General features: G+C 62.7%; 11 protein-coding genes. 6 read left to right on the top strand and 5 right to left on the bottom strand.

Features of this window, described 5'->3' with window-relative positions; genetic code table 11:
- The first annotated feature begins 202 nt into the window (after positions 1–202).
- The 4 genes from ACIPPQ_RS06460 to ACIPPQ_RS06445 all read left to right on the top strand — a co-directional run bounded on the left by ACIPPQ_RS06460 (position 203) and on the right by ACIPPQ_RS06445 (position 6511).
- Positions 203–700, top strand: coding sequence for an RNA polymerase sigma factor (locus tag ACIPPQ_RS06460; protein WP_446543317.1), 498 nt, complete (start codon positions 203–205; stop codon positions 698–700).
- Complete coding sequence (locus tag ACIPPQ_RS06455) at positions 697–1686, top strand: FecR family protein (RefSeq protein ID WP_446543316.1); 990 nt, start codon at positions 697–699, stop codon at positions 1684–1686. Before ACIPPQ_RS06460 ends, ACIPPQ_RS06455 begins: the two co-directional genes overlap by 4 nt.
- A 98-nt stretch (positions 1687–1784) precedes the next feature.
- Positions 1785–4316, top strand: a complete 2532-nt coding sequence (locus tag ACIPPQ_RS06450; RefSeq protein ID WP_446543315.1) for a TonB-dependent receptor domain-containing protein — start codon at positions 1785–1787, stop codon at positions 4314–4316.
- Between the two features lie 272 nt (positions 4317–4588).
- Positions 4589–6511 (top strand): prolyl oligopeptidase family serine peptidase, encoded by a 1923-nt coding sequence (locus ACIPPQ_RS06445; protein WP_446543314.1) that lies wholly within the window; start codon positions 4589–4591, stop codon positions 6509–6511.
- Here ACIPPQ_RS06445 and ACIPPQ_RS06440 read toward each other — a convergent pair.
- The 3 genes from ACIPPQ_RS06440 to ACIPPQ_RS06430 are packed head-to-tail and all read right to left on the bottom strand — an operon-like array spanning position 6501 to position 9066.
- A complete protein-coding gene (locus ACIPPQ_RS06440) occupies positions 6501–8228 on the bottom strand; it encodes an asparagine synthase-related protein (RefSeq protein ID WP_446543313.1) in 1728 nt (575 codons plus the stop codon). The two genes, ACIPPQ_RS06445 and ACIPPQ_RS06440, sit on opposite strands and share 11 nt — an antisense overlap.
- Positions 8228–8869 carry a lasso peptide biosynthesis B2 protein gene (locus tag ACIPPQ_RS06435; RefSeq protein ID WP_446543312.1) on the bottom strand — a complete coding sequence of 214 codons (642 nt, stop codon included), beginning with the start codon at positions 8867–8869 and terminating at the stop codon, positions 8228–8230. Before ACIPPQ_RS06435 ends, ACIPPQ_RS06440 begins: the two co-directional genes overlap by 1 nt.
- A 53-nt stretch (positions 8870–8922) precedes the next feature.
- Positions 8923–9066 carry a hypothetical protein gene (locus ACIPPQ_RS06430; RefSeq protein WP_446543311.1) on the bottom strand — a complete coding sequence of 48 codons (144 nt, stop codon included), beginning with the start codon at positions 9064–9066 and terminating at the stop codon, positions 8923–8925.
- 359 nt (positions 9067–9425) lie between these two features.
- Between ACIPPQ_RS06430 and ACIPPQ_RS06425 the strand changes: the two genes are divergently transcribed.
- The gene (locus ACIPPQ_RS06425; protein WP_446543310.1) at positions 9426–9968 is read left to right on the top strand and encodes a ComF family protein; all 543 of its coding nucleotides are present in this window, start codon (positions 9426–9428) and stop codon (positions 9966–9968) included.
- Here ACIPPQ_RS06425 and ACIPPQ_RS06420 read toward each other — a convergent pair.
- Both ACIPPQ_RS06420 and soxR read right to left on the bottom strand, forming a co-directional pair.
- Positions 9958–10665: a DNA-processing protein DprA gene (locus ACIPPQ_RS06420; protein WP_446543309.1), complete on the bottom strand. Its 708-nt coding sequence runs from the start codon at positions 10663–10665 to the stop codon at positions 9958–9960. The two genes, ACIPPQ_RS06425 and ACIPPQ_RS06420, sit on opposite strands and share 11 nt — an antisense overlap.
- A 468-nt stretch (positions 10666–11133) precedes the next feature.
- Positions 11134–11634: a redox-sensitive transcriptional activator SoxR gene (soxR, locus tag ACIPPQ_RS06415; protein ID WP_015460484.1), complete on the bottom strand. Its 501-nt coding sequence runs from the start codon at positions 11632–11634 to the stop codon at positions 11134–11136.
- 104 nt (positions 11635–11738) lie between these two features.
- Here soxR and ACIPPQ_RS06410 point away from each other — a divergent pair, with 104 nt between their 5' ends.
- The gene (locus ACIPPQ_RS06410; RefSeq protein ID WP_446543308.1) at positions 11739–12857 is read left to right on the top strand and encodes an efflux RND transporter periplasmic adaptor subunit; all 1119 of its coding nucleotides are present in this window, start codon (positions 11739–11741) and stop codon (positions 12855–12857) included.

The raw sequence follows: 12857 nt of genomic DNA, 5'->3' as shown, positions 1-12857 counted from the left end.
CGCGCGAGCGGCCAGACGGCGGCACAGCACTGGGAGAGCGATGTCCGGCTAAAGCCGGCCGCATCCGCTCGCGCCGTCCGGGACTGCCGCCTTGTCTTCCTGTACCTGCCGCGACCGTGCACCGCCGCGTCATCCTTTTTCCCCATCGTCTGCCTGTCATGTGCATCCGGCCGATCGGCCCCCGTTCATCGAGCAGCGCCCAGTGGCCGAGCAGGACCTTGAAGCGGCCTATCGCGCGCATCGCACATCGCTGTTTCATTTCCTGCGCCGTAAAGCGGGACCGGAAGAGGCGCCAGACCTCATGCAGGAAGTCTTCGCGCGAGCGGCGGGCAGTGAACAACGCCACCAGCTCATCAATCCGGGCGGATTTCTTCGCCGCATTGCCCAGAATCTTTTAATCGACCGTGCACGGCGCCAAAAGTCTTCGCCAGCGATATTCTATCCCCTGCGTGAGGAGAGAGATGCCGTCTCCCCCGCAGCGCAAGAGTGGAACCTCGAAGCCGCTGATTTACTACGGCTTTATGAAGCTGCCGTTGACGCCATGCCGCCGAAAACAAGGCGCGTTTTCCTGATGCACCGGGTGGACGAACTTACCTATCGCGAGATACATGAATTGCTTGGAATCAGCATCGCGACGGTGGAATATCATATGATGAAGGCTCTCAATCAGATTTCGAAGGCGGTGGACGGCGGCCGATGACGAAAGAAAGCGGCGGCGACTATCCCGTCGACGAAGTCGCCCAAGCGTGGATGATCAAGATGCGCGGCGAGGATGCCGGCGCGCTGCGCGGAGAGTTTGAGGCGTGGCTGCTCGCCTCGGCCGAACATGGCGAGGCCTATGTCCGCGCGGAACGGCGGATGTCGGCCCTTTCAGTTCTCAAGACATCGCAGCGCCACGGGACAGCTCATAGCGACGCGCGACGGGGCCGGGTTCGCGGATGGCTGCCGTGGGGAGCTGCCGCAACCGCCATCGCGCTTTTGATTATCGCAATCGGCGCCGGAGGCGCCACTCTTCCCGGCCAGTCCGGCATTGCCTCGGTAGCGCGCGCCGCCGAACCCCTGGTTACGCAGCGCGGCGAAATTCGCACATTCCGGCTCGCCGATGGTTCGAGCGCGACGCTCGACACCGATAGCCGGCTGGAGGTTGCGTTCGCGAACGGCGCGCGAAGCGTTCGCCTGATCAAGGGCCGAGTCCGACTTTCAGTCGCGCGTCAGGATGCCCCGCTGCATATTGCCGCAGGTCGGGGAGCGACAACGGCGAACGATGCAGAGATCGATCTGAGTGTCGACGAGGCTGGCACCGTGACCGCTGCTCTCCGGCGCGGTGAAGCTGACTTACGCACCGACGCAAATCTCGGCCCTGCTACGGCGTTGTCCTTAAGACAGCCGCTGACCTATCAACGGGACGGAAAGCTGCGGCATGCCGGTGAGCCGGCATCTGACATTCCGGCTAGCTGGCCTGATGGCTGGGCCGAATATCGTTCGATACGGCTCGATCAACTCGTGGCCGAGGCCAACCGCTATGCCACGCGGCCGATCACCATTGACGACAGTTCAATCGCGGCCCTCAGTGTCTCTGGCCGCTTCCACATCAGCCAGAGCGATCGGTTCGCCGAACGCATCGCGAGCTTGTTCAACCTACGAGTCGAACGCACGGCCGACGGCATTCATCTGCGCCGACGATAATTTTTTCTTCGATCGGCTAAGGACCTTCCCTTCGCCCCGTCAACGTACCCCCACTGGCCGCCTGCATGAAGCACGGCCGAGATATTGGGGGAGTGAATATGTTGAAAAAGTCCCGCCTGCTGGTCGCGCTGCTCGCCGGCAGCGCCGCCTGCCTGTCACCGGCCCTCGCATTGGCCACGCAGCGCGAGCGCCAGTCCTACGACATGCCGGCGCAGGATCTGGGAGAGGCGTTGCGCCGCGCCGCCGAACGCGCCGGTATCGAGCTTTATGCCGCCTCACGCGACCTGGAGGGGAAATCTGCGCCGGCCCTCAAGGGCGAGTTGACGCCGCGCGAAGCCATCGAGGCTCTTCTCGAAGGAAGCGGGCTCAGAGCTAGGTTTGACAGCCGGTCGGTTATCATTCTGGCCGACGCTTCGGCCGAAGCCACATCTCAGGGCGAGCCGGAAGCTATCATTGTCACCGGCTCGCGCATCGCCGGCGCCCCGGCGGCGGCGCCAGTCATCGAAGTGACAGCCGTGGATATTCGCAACGCCGGGCACGCCGACCTTGGCGAGGTGGCGCGCAGCCTGCCCCAGAATTTCGGGGGCGGGCAGAACCCCGGAATCGGATCGGCGCAAGGAGTCCAGAACCAGAATGTCAATGTCAACGGGGCGTCGACCTTCAACCTTCGGGGCATCGGTCCCAATGCGACGCTGACTTTGCTGAACGGAAACCGCTTTGCTTACAGCGGCACGCAAAGCGTGATCGACATCAGCGCGATTCCGACGGCCGCGGTCGAACGGATCGAGGTCGTCACCGATGGCGCATCCGCAATCTATGGCGCCGATGCGGTTGCGGGCGTGGTCAACATCCTGCTGCGGAAGGATTATGAGGGTCTGACCACGAGCGCTCGGATCGGCGGCTCGACCGACGGCGGAAACTTCCAGCAACAATATAATGTCGTCGGCGGAGCCAAATGGTCAGGGGGAGGCTTCCTCGCCACCTATGACTATTTCGAGAACAGCTCGATACTGGCGCGCGACCGCGGATATGCCGCGTCGAGCAATCCGCTTTCGACCTTCTATCCCGACCTCAAGCGCCACAGCGTCCTGCTCAGCGGCCATCAGCAACTCGCGCCCGGTCTCCGCGCAAAGGCCGACCTGATCTACAAGCGCGGCGACATGACATCGGTGCTCGGCCTGTTCGTCGACCGGCCGATCATGACGCGCGGGATCGTGGTCCACAATGAATTCGAAACCCTGGGGTTCGCGCCGACGCTCGAGGCTGACCTCGGCTCCGACTGGAGCGCGCGTATCTCCGGCTTCTACGGCACGGATAAGACCAATGGCATTTCACGGAATTTCACCAACGACATTGCCCGGACTTCGGTCCGGATCTTTAACAACCGGAGCCTGAGCGTCGAGGCAGGCGTCGAAGGCCCCCTCTTCGCCCTTCCGGCGGGAGACGTCCGCCTCGCAGCCGGAGGCGGCTGGCGCAGCAATCGCCTGGACGCCCTGATTACCGGCCGCGCCTTCGCGCCGACGCGGGAAAATCATTATGCCTATGGCGAACTCTTCGTGCCGCTAGCCAGCCCCGAGCAACAACTGTCCTTCGCGCACCGCGCCTCGATCACGGCGGCGATGCGCTTCGAAGATTATTCGGATTCGGGCAGCATCGTCGTCCCCAAGCTCGGTTTTGTCTATGCCCCCGTACCCGAGTTCAGCCTCGGCATTTCGTGGGGCAAGTCGTTCAAGATGCCGACGCTGAACCAGCAGTATAGCGGATATACGCCGGTCCTCCTCCCCGTCACCGGTTATGGATCGATGTTTCCGGCGGGGTCGACCTATGCCTATCTCGGCGGCCCGAACCCTGACGTCGGCCCCGAGCGGTCCGAAAATATCACGCTGAGCGCGACCTTCCGGCCTTCGAGCCGGCTGCAGATCGTGACGAGCCTCTTTCGCATCGATTATCGTGACCGGGTGGCACCACCCTTCGGCTCGCCGCTGGGCATTCTAACCAACCCGCTGTTCGCCGATCTTGTCACCTTCAACCCCTCGCCCGCCTTGCTCGCCGCTGCGATCGCGGGCGCCTCGGATCCGCTCGGCAATGCCACTTCTGGACCCTATGACCCCGCCAACGTCATTGCGCTGATCGACGGGCGTGACCGGAACATCGCGTCACAGCGTTATGAAGGGGCGGATTTGTCGCTGCGATATCGCGCGACGCTCGGCACGCAGACGCTCACATTGACCGCAAGCGGGACCTGGCTGGACAGCCGGCAGCAATTGCTGCCGGGCCTTCCCGTCATCGATCTTTCCGGCACCCTGTTCAATTCTCCGCATTTTCGCGCGCGGGGCGGTGCGACGTTCGGCGATGAGAGTTTCACGCTCGCATCTTTTGTGAGCTTTACGGGCGGCGTCACCGACCGGCGCCGCGCGATACCGGTGAAAATCGCCTCGATCACGACGCTCGACCTGTCGGCCCGGGCGAGGATCGGCTCATTGGGCGAGATCAGCGTCAACGCGCTGAATATCTTCAACGCAAAACCCGAGAGGATTGCGGTGGCGTCGCCAAGCGACACGCCCTTCGATTCGACAAATTATTCGGCAGTCGGACGTTTCCTCGGCGTCACGATCAGCCGCGACTGGTGAGGAGGATCTCGATGCCGAGTCACCTCCGAACCGGCCTCCCGGTCGCGGCGCTCCTTGCCGCCGCGGCGCTCTCCCCTGCCTCCTTGGCAGGGGAGAGCAAGGGCAGATCCTGGACCCTTGAAGACATTCTCCTCGTTCCCGAAGTCATCGATATCGCGCTATCGCGCGACAAGCGGTTCGCCATCTATTCGGTCGAGGCGGCCGACCCATCAGCGGGAAAACCGCGTGTCGCGCTGCGCCTCCTCGACCTCGCTGCGCGAGAGCAGCGAACATTGCTGACCGCGGACATGGTGAAATCTCTGCGGCCGATCCCCGGAACCGACGACTGGAGCGGCTTGATGGATTTGGGCGAGGGGCTGCAACTCTATCGCATCGCGGCATCGGGGGCCATCGAGCCCCTGCTCGTCAACGCCGACACCGTGCCGGTGGGCCGCGCCGACATGTCCTTGGCGGTCGGCGGAGGAACGGTACCGCACCGGATTGGCGTACTCGCCTATGACTGGGCGCCGGACGGCCGATGGCTCTGGTACGCGCTTTTGAAGCCGGTACCGAACGCGCGCCGGATCCGCTTCGACGAAGAGGTTCGTCCGCTACAGACGCGACGTCGATCCTCGATCGAAGCAGAGATCGAATATCATCTGCGCCGCCCCGATGGCCGAAGCGTCAAGGTGATGACACGCCCCTCGAGCGACCGCATGGCGCTCCACGCCGCAGGCAATATCCTGTGGCGCGGAGACGAAATTCAGTTTCGCATCGAGACGCCGGGCTCGAGTGCCGGCGGCACCTATGAGGTCCGCGGCTGGAACCGGCTTACAGGAGCCATGCGCACGCTCGCCGGCGAACAGGATCTTCAGACGCTCTGGATTCTCCGAGGCCCGCGCGGCGGCACCCTTGGAACCACCGGCACCGGCGACAGGCTCGAACTTGCGGAAAGCTTCGCGGACGGCAGGCGATATAGTTATGGTCGCTTCGGGTTCACGATCGGCGATCTTCGTTCGGCGGGCATTTCGGTCAACGCCGAGCTTCATCGCGCGGTGCTCGGGACGCGCAGTCTCGGCAATCCACGCTATGGACTGGCAATCGTCGACAAGCGGGGTGTGCACGAAATCCGCCATGACGCGAGCCTCACGCGTTGCGGTTTCGATGCGGCGCTGACGGTCGGGGTTTGCGTCGAAGAAGGCATGTCTCGCCCGCCTTCGCTTGTACAAGTCGATGTCGCGAAGGGGCGGGTTACCCCACTTGTCTCGGTTTCGCCACGCCACGACGAGATCGCACCTCTGGTTGCGCGGCCACGCATCTGGCGCAATCGGGACGGGTACCGGATGGCCGGCTATGTCGTCTTGCCGCGCGGCTATCGCGCAGGAACGCGCTATCCTGCGATTGTCGTAACGCATGGCGGGGACGCCGATGATCGCTTCTCCGAGATCGGCAACCAGTGGAACTATCCGGTTCAGCTATTAGCCGAGCGGGGCTATGTGGTTCTTCTCCTGAACGACCCGTGGCCACAGCAGTCCGACGAACTCATGGCTGCCTACAACGCCTGGATCCGCGGCAGCGGGCCGCCCGGGCCGGCGACGCTGCAACGCCTTTTATGGATCAACGGGGTCCGCGGTTTTGAAGATGCGGTGCTCGATCTGGCGCGTGAAGGGCTTATCGATCCGGACCGAGTCGGGATTGCCGGCTACAGCCGCGGTTCCCAGCTGGTAAATGTCGCGGTGACGCAGTCGAAAATCTTCCGGGCGGCATCAAGCGGCGACGGAGGTTTCCTCGAGCCCACCGGTTACCTCTATTCGGCCGCGAGCTACGACCCTGTTTATGGCGGAGGGCCGCTCAGCGAGCATATCGAAGCGTATCGGAAGTTCGCCCCATCGCTCAACGCAGCGAAAGTCTGTACGCCGGTGCTCCAGCAGGTCGCGTCCGCTTCGCCGCCACAGATCGAATTTTACGATGCACTGCGCGCCGCGAAGGTGCCGACACAGATAAGCTATTATCCAGGAGCAAGCGCGGCGTCGGACGAAACGCATATCTTCCACATACCGTCCAACCGGCTTCTCGCCATGCGCGAGAACATCGCCTGGTTTGACTTCTGGCTGCGCGGGATACGCGATGGCGATGCCCCTTTTCCCGAGCGTTTGGCGGAGTGGGAGCAAATGGCCACGGGCACGCAGCCCTGTCCATCGCCGGTCAGGCCCTAGGCCCACTCCACCAGTCCACCCAGTTTTCCGCCGCGGCGAGGTCGAGGAGGCGCTGGATTCTCTCGGTCCCGCGCCAGGTCGGATCTTCGGTTTCGTCGAGCAGGGCGAGGTCGAGGATGCCGGCCTCGGCGAGACGGCCGCGGCGAAGACGGTCGACAAGCGCCGCGCGGTGGTGCTGGTAGATGGCAAGATCGAACCCGCCGGGACCGCCCTTCTGCGTCCGCCGCAGGATGAGCGGGGGGAGGATGCCCTCGAAGGCCATTCGAGCCGCCGCACGATTCTGGCCATCGGCGACCCAAATCCAGGTCGGGATCGAGAGGCAGAGTTCCACGATCGGTTGGGACTGCAACGGCGCGATGTGCGGGGGCGACACTGCGCGGGGATAGAGTTCGATTCCCTTCTGGCTGCGCATCAAAAAGGCGACATGAACGGTTTTACCGGGCAGCGCATCCTTCGGCGCCACGAGCCATGGATGCGTCGGCCCCTCGGCCTCGAGCTCCTCCAGAATATTGGTCGCTATTCCCGAGCCATTGTAGCGCGCACGGTGGGCCCCGCCGTTCCGCCGGTAACGGTCCCACGCGTGGCGGAGGACAGTCATCCGATCGGCACCCGTCACCAAGCATATGTCGCGCAGGGTGTCGGCAAGGCCAAGATGGGGTCCTTCGGCCAGGTAGCGATCCAGAAACGGCACGGCGCTGCGGATGCTGCAGAATATCCCGTCACCGCCATTTCCCGAAAAATGGGCATCGATCGCCAGTCCCTGCGCGATGTGCCCATGGATCGCTTCGTTGGTCAGCTTTCCGATCGACGCGACGGGCCACGGATGATGCGGCGACGGCGCCCGCGTCACGTCAATATCGTCGAGCTGCCGTGGCATCTCATGCAAATCGAGGCCCAGCGCTTCCGTGAGCGCGCGGGCATATCGGCGTTCGTCGCCATCGGGGTCGGGGCCAAAAAGGGTGAGACAATTAAGCCGGTCCGCTCGCGGCGCCGCAGCCGCAGCGACGATCGATGAGTCGAGGCCGCCCGAGACACCGAGCAGGATCGAAGGAAAACAATCGGCCCAGGCACCGACACAGTCGGCGATTGTTTCACGGAGCCTCGCCGCGGCCTCGGAGGCTGTCATGCTTCCAGCGGGCGCAACATGCTGCCAAGGGGTCCACCAGCTTTCGGTCCCGATGACGCTGCCCTCGACGACCAGGCATTCACCAGCGATCAGTTCGTCGACGTCCTTCAGGCATGTGCGGCGTCCCCGAGCATCGCCGCTCGCCAGCAGCCGAGCAACTTCCCGAAAGTCCACCCGGCCCGGGCCGGGCTTTTCCAGATCGGTGATGTCGCCGGCAATGGTCACACCCGTTTCACCGTACCGGACGTAGCAAGGCAGAATGCCGGAAGGGTCGCGCAAGATCGCGACCCGCCCGTCGGCTATTTTGTGAACCAGGACATAACCGCCCCAATAGTCGGCCAGCAGCATGCGGCCGCGATCGGCCAAAAGCCTCTCGCTCCCGATCTCCTGCAGGTTCGTAACGCGCCGACTGGGAGATCGGCGCGTGAAGAGATGACCGATAAGGACCGTATGCGCGTCGATGGGCACGAACGGTTCGCCCGCCCGGACTTCCAAATTCCCGTCGGCAATGAGCAGTGGCCACTCAGGCCCGCGACAGGCGGCTGTAGAACCTCGTCGCCGCGCGATTTGGATATGGAAGCCGCCGGCCATCAGATCGCGAAGATCGGCCGATAATGGAGTATAATGTCGAGAGGGTCGGTCAGCACCGTATCGCCGACCTGGACCCAGCAATGGGCTGCGAAAGGCATGGTGACGCCAAAGACAAGGATCGACGGGCAACCGCGTGCCAAGAGAAGGCGCTTCATCGCAATGCCGCGGGCGAGGCATTCATCGGTGGCGGGCAGATAGCGAGCAGCGCACATAGAGGCTGCGGCAAGGTCCGTGCAATTATCAGCCTCAGCCGAGGCTGCGTCCGGGCATTCTGGCTGTAATCCGGCAAGGACATACGCGAGGTCGTGCCGACGCAGGTCGCGTTTCGCTGAAATCTGCGCTGCCAAAATGGCAATCGTCGCGCGAACGGTAGCTTGCGGAAGCGGTCCGTCGGCGAGGCTCCGAGTGGGCGGAGGGACTTGGCGGTATTGGCAGCTCGGCTGGCGGTCCGCCAGCGATATCAAGCCTTCGCTTTGCAGCGCCTCAATATCTTGTGCCGCAGCTTCTCCAGCTGCAAAGCGCGCGAAACACTGCGCCCGTCCGCCGCTCAGCATGAAGTAGCGGTCGCGCGGCAGATCGAAGAACAATATTATGTTCTCGAATTGCCGGAAATGGAGACCAGGGCGCAGCATGAAGGACATGGGAGGAGCCGAAGCGGTCGGCGTACCGCCGAATGGCGGCACGCCGCTCGCAGTCAGTCGTCGGCCGTGATGCCGCCGGAGAACAGGAAATGATCGCCCGTGGCTTCGTCGCGCGGGCCAACCGGCTCGATTCCGCGGGTTTCGGCGCTGATCGCGCCGAGTTCGATCAGTTCTTCACTGCTATGCAGTTCCTTCATGGCTACTTCCTTTCCAAACAGCGACCGGATGAGTCGCGATCAGAAAGTTATGCCTGACGAGAAGGGGCTGCTATTTAATAATCCGATTATTATTCGTGGGGCCGTTACTCAAAAAATGTGACCGAGCGAAGGAAACGTGCGTCGAGAGCGCGCACCGCCACCTTTAGCATAAGCCTGGACATACGTGACGGATCCCGGTCACCCGCCCGAGTTAATGCGGGCGACGGAACAGTCTTGGCGTGAGCACTCGATTTGGCAACGCCAACTGGAACCGAATGTGGATGTATTTCCTCGTCCGACGCTGTCGCTTCGCGCCGTCATTGCTTTCCGAACGGCGGCAAATCGATTAGTTTTCCCCGATGGAGATCCGTCATGAGCATCTGGAGGGCGAAGACATCGCCCTGTTCGGGAACTATCGGCCCTGGTGGTATCACAAGGAGCAAGGCGGCGACGGATCAAACTACCCGCTGCACAGTAGTCGCATACTCGATCTCAAGGATGGCAACGCCCGGGGCATCGATTATTTCTGCGATTATATCGCCCCCCGAATGAAGCGCTATCCTTTGGTGGCGGCAGTGCCGTCCCATGATCCGGAAAAGACGTCGTCGGGGATTCGTGTACTCGCCGCTAAATTGGAGGCGGCCGGGGAATGCAAGAATGTGAGCGGGCTGCTTGTCAGGCACACGAAAATTCAAAAGCTCGCCGCGGGCGGCAATCGAAGCATCGACGTGCACCTCAAATCCATCAGGATTGACGACGGCCAACCGATCAAAGGTCAGCGGATATTGCTGATCGATGATGTCCTGACGACCGGCTATTCGCTGCTTGCCTGTCGGAAGCTGTTGCTCGCCGCCGGGGCCGATTTCGTCAAATGCGCGGCGCTCGGCCGTACTACTTATTGAGACGATCGAGCACGTCCTCGATCCGCTCGAGTACGACGCATTTCTCGTACGGCAAAAAGCGCTCCGGCCACGTCAGGCGCGGATTCTCCACGACTGATTTTGCAATAAACAGCCAACGACCGAGGCGCTGACATTCCGCGCTTTGGTGCAGTGTCCCCGAACTGTCGGATGCTTCAATGACGACCGTCGCATCCGAAACCGCCGCCATCAGACGGTTCCGTTCCGGGAAATTGGATTTGAACGTCCGGGCCCCCGCGGGAAACTGCGATATCAGCAAATGGTCCCGGTATATCTGTTCCTGGAGTGCCGCATTTTTCGCGGGATAGGCCTTGTTGATCGGCGTCCCGATTACCGCGGCCACACGGCCGCCGGATCCGATCGCGGCAGTAAGCGCTTCCGTATCGACGCCTTCCGCAAGACCCGAAACGACCGCAACGCCCGCGGCCGCGAGCCCTCGCGCGAGCTTCCTCGCACGAGCAGCGCCTTCGGGCGACACCTTCCGCGTCCCGACGATCGCGACGGCAGGCGCGGTCAGGAAGTCGAGATTGCCGGAGTAGAAAATGTCTTTCGATCGGTCAGGTTCGGCGCTGCCAAACATGAGATCGAGCTGCTTGGTTTCAAACGGCGCGCCACCGCGGCTCGCAAGAATATCTGCGAGATTTGCGCGTTTGACGTCTTCGGGCGGCTTATAGGACACCGACAACTCGCCTTGGGTGTGCCTCGTCGAATCCCGATCCGAACGCTGATGCAAGAGCGGCACGTTCATAACTCGACAAAACTACAAGATTCAGCCATTAGATTCAAGCGCTTAGGCGGAGAACAAAATGACTCGAAATCAGCAGTTTAGCCAAGTTTCCGCCTGAGCGGCGCCACTGTCGAGCAAACCGGCGGAGGCGCCGCGAGACGATCGGCAGCGACCGAACCTCATCGCCGAACAGGACCAGAATGATGATTGATGGCGCACCGAAGATGATGAAGATGAGAACTGGGTGGTCATCATTTAAGGAGAGCGAAAACCGACGATTTTAGCGAGGACGACACAAGGCGCACGACACGTGCCTTGCAACAAGCCGAACCCGCTTCCGATTGCGGCATCGTCACCTTCGACGATCATATGCAATTCGAAGCGAACTTGCGGACGGTTAGAAGGGCAGGCTTGAGCCACTCATATTCTGCGAGGACCGCGCTTTGATCGATGCCGGCTAGAGGCATCGGCTTGACTATCGACCAAACGTCTTGGCCCAGTCCCCGATCGCCCCAGTTCATCCATAGGGTTACGGAGCGGGCATTCCTCGAGCGAGAGGCAACCGCAACCGATGCAGCTTACAATCTGGTCCCGAAGCTGGGTCAGTGACCTGATCCGCTCGTTGAGCATATCGGTCCAGGCATCGGTGAAATTGCGCCAGTCCGCCGCGGTAGGGACATGGTCGTGCGGCATGTCGGCCAGCGCATCCCTGATGATCGCCAGCGGAATGCCAGCCCGCTGAGCAATGCGGATGATGGCGATCCGACGCAGGACGGAGCGGTGATAGCGCCGCTGATTGCCGCTGGTGCGCCAGCCCGCAATCAGGCCCTGCTTCTCATAAAAATGGACCGTAGAGACAGCCACGCCGCTGCGGCGCGCCACGTCGCCCACGGCCAAAACCTGCGACACTGCGGAAGACATAAATAACCCTTGACCTCAATAATTGTTGAGGTTGTATGAGGCAGGTCGGCTTGTTCCGCAAGCATCCATTCCGTCCGAACTCGCGGACATAAACCGGAGCCGACATGAGCTTGATCGAGCGCACGAAAGCGCGCCTCCCACACCTTCGCACCATCCTTGCAACGGTCTTCGCCCTTGCCCTTGTGCTGGGAGGCTTGTTCGTCTGGCGCATGCTCAAGGCGGGACAGGCGCAGGAGTGGCATCAAGCGCCGCTGCCCGTGGCCGCCATGCAACTGGAGCCAAGGAACGTTCCCCTGTCCCTGGAAGCGATCGGCACTCTCAGGGCCGTGCGCGAAGTCGAATTGTCAGCCGAAGTTGCCGGTCGCGTTTCGGCAATCCGGTTTGATTCGGGCGCAGAGGTCGGGGCCGGGGCCTTGCTTGTTCAGCTTTTCGACGGGCCGGAACGGGCGGACCGGGACGCGGCGCGGGCAAGGGCTGCCTTCGCGCGCATGCAAGTTGTGCGCTCGGAAGAGCTTGCACCGAGCGGCGCGGAACCGCGCGAACAGCTTGAAGAGCGCCGCGCAGAACGGGATCAGGCGCTTGCGGCGGTGCGTCAGCTTGATGCGCGGCTGATCCAGAAACAGGTGCGGGCGCCGTTCGCCGGGCAGATCGGCATCCGCCGCATCAATCCCGGCCAGTATCTCAATCCCGGCGATCCGATCGCCACGCTGACCGACCTGTCGCGACTTTATGTCGAATTCGCGCTGCCGCAGCAGAACCTCGGGATGATCAAGCCGGGCGCCACGGTCACGGTTGCCAGCGATGCCTATCCGCAGCGGACATTCACCGCGCGCGTGAACGCGGTCGAACCCCGGATCGGCGAGGACACGCGCAACATTGCCGTACAGGCGATCCTGCCCAACCCCGACCGGGTGCTTCGCCCCGGCATGTATGTCACCGCCTCGCTGGTGCTGCCGCCCCAAACAAGTGCGCTCGTCGTTCCGGCGACGGCTATCCAGACATCGGCGCAGGGCGACAGCGTGATCGTCATTCGCGGCAAGGATGCCCGGAAAGGCGGAAAGGCGGAGTTCGTTCCGGTCCGCACCGGGCGACGAATCGGCAATGACATAGTGATCGAACGGGGCCTGAAGCCCGGCGATGTCGTGGTGACGGAAGGGCAGCTTCGCATCCAGCCCGGCGCGGACGTGACCGTGACCGCCCCCGCACGGGCTGGAGGCCGCTGA

Source organism: Sphingopyxis sp. LARHCG72, from assembly GCF_052871675.1.
This window is presented reverse-complemented; position numbering and strand designations above follow the sequence as displayed.